Below are 1326 nucleotides of genomic sequence, written 5' to 3'. Positions count from 1 at the left end.
TTACTCACGTTAAGCACTCGGGCTGGTAATGCGATCAGGGAATAGAGTGATCACAGGGAATAGAGTGTAAACTCTAAGTGGTTTTTGCCCCATTATTAGCTTTATCGAACAAATCAGCGCATTAAATCGTTCGAAATTTACCCAAATAAAGCTAATGTGGTGATATTGGTGGTTATGCGATAGAGATGCATTTATATGGCGGAGAGGTAAGGCGCTTTGGGACAAAAGCGCCTTACCTGAGTCGTTATAATTCTAGTCGAACTCGGCTACACAAGCGTCTTAGAGTGATTGTTTAAGAATTATTTTACCTTTACAATCTAGATTAAACTCTAAAGGTATTCGACTTATTCAAATTGATTAGTTTACACCTAACCACCTAATATCGTTATAATAAGCAATTAATTCAAAATCAAAACTAACAATAAATTTGGTAGGTAACTAACACTTATGGGATTCAAAGTTGATGAGAACGGAGTTGTACATGTTGACGAAACTTCACATTCGTTTGCAAACACCACTGTTGAGAAGAATCCAACTTTAGCGACGACAAAGTGTAAGCTGAATAGACTAGAAGTTTACTCCCTTCTACTCAGGACAAAAAACAAAACAGATAAAAGAGAAATTGGTGATAACTGTCCCCTGATATATGCTTTGAAGTCCAAAGAGGGACTGTCAGTAACGTATAAATCTTTTAAATCACTCGTTGCACCTCTTAATGACATTATAAGTAAACTGATTACTGAATTTGAAGCGAAACAAATCACCTATGACGCCATCATTCCGATGCCGTCATCTCATAATATTTCCAATATATTGGCGAATAAGCTCTCTAAAGAGCTTGGTGTTCCGATAGAGACAGAACTGTTCCGAAAATCTAATGCTGAGGACATTGAGGTGCAAATAGCGAACCCTGCGTCTAAAGCTCTCAAAATCCCTCATTCTGCTAAAGTCAATATTATGAATGCAGTGAAAAAGGCGAGAGATACAGGTAATAATTTCTCGATGAGCGATGTTAAAACAAATTTCCGGGCTTTCATAAAACCCTTGACTTTAAATAACCTTGAAGGAAGCCATTCATATCGCTCTGTATTGTTAGTAGACGACTTGTTTGCTACCGGAAGCACCCTTATACAAGCAAAAGATGAACTTTTAGGTGGTCGAGTTTGTGAGGAAGTTCGATCTGTTGTTTTGTTTAGCCCATTAAACGGGCGTATCAAAAGAAAATAACGGCTCTAAATTTTATGAGCCTGTGAACAACGTCCTTGTAAATAGGCTTATAATGTGTATAATTTAAGTCAGATCGGGTATGAGTCCTCTCTATCTTTA

1 protein-coding gene is annotated in these 1326 nt (G+C 37.4%); it reads left to right on the top strand.

Annotated elements, in window-relative coordinates; translation table 11 throughout:
- Positions 1–447 precede the first annotated feature (447 nt).
- Positions 448–1227 (top strand): phosphoribosyltransferase family protein, encoded by a 780-nt coding sequence (locus tag A142_RS10185; RefSeq protein ID WP_019820838.1) that lies wholly within the window; start codon positions 448–450, stop codon positions 1225–1227.
- Positions 1228–1326: the final 99 nt, after the last annotated feature.

This window comes from Vibrio splendidus 12E03 (genome assembly GCF_000272105.2).
GTDB classification, from domain to species: domain Bacteria; phylum Pseudomonadota; class Gammaproteobacteria; order Enterobacterales; family Vibrionaceae; genus Vibrio; species Vibrio splendidus_I.
This window is presented reverse-complemented; position numbering and strand designations above follow the sequence as displayed.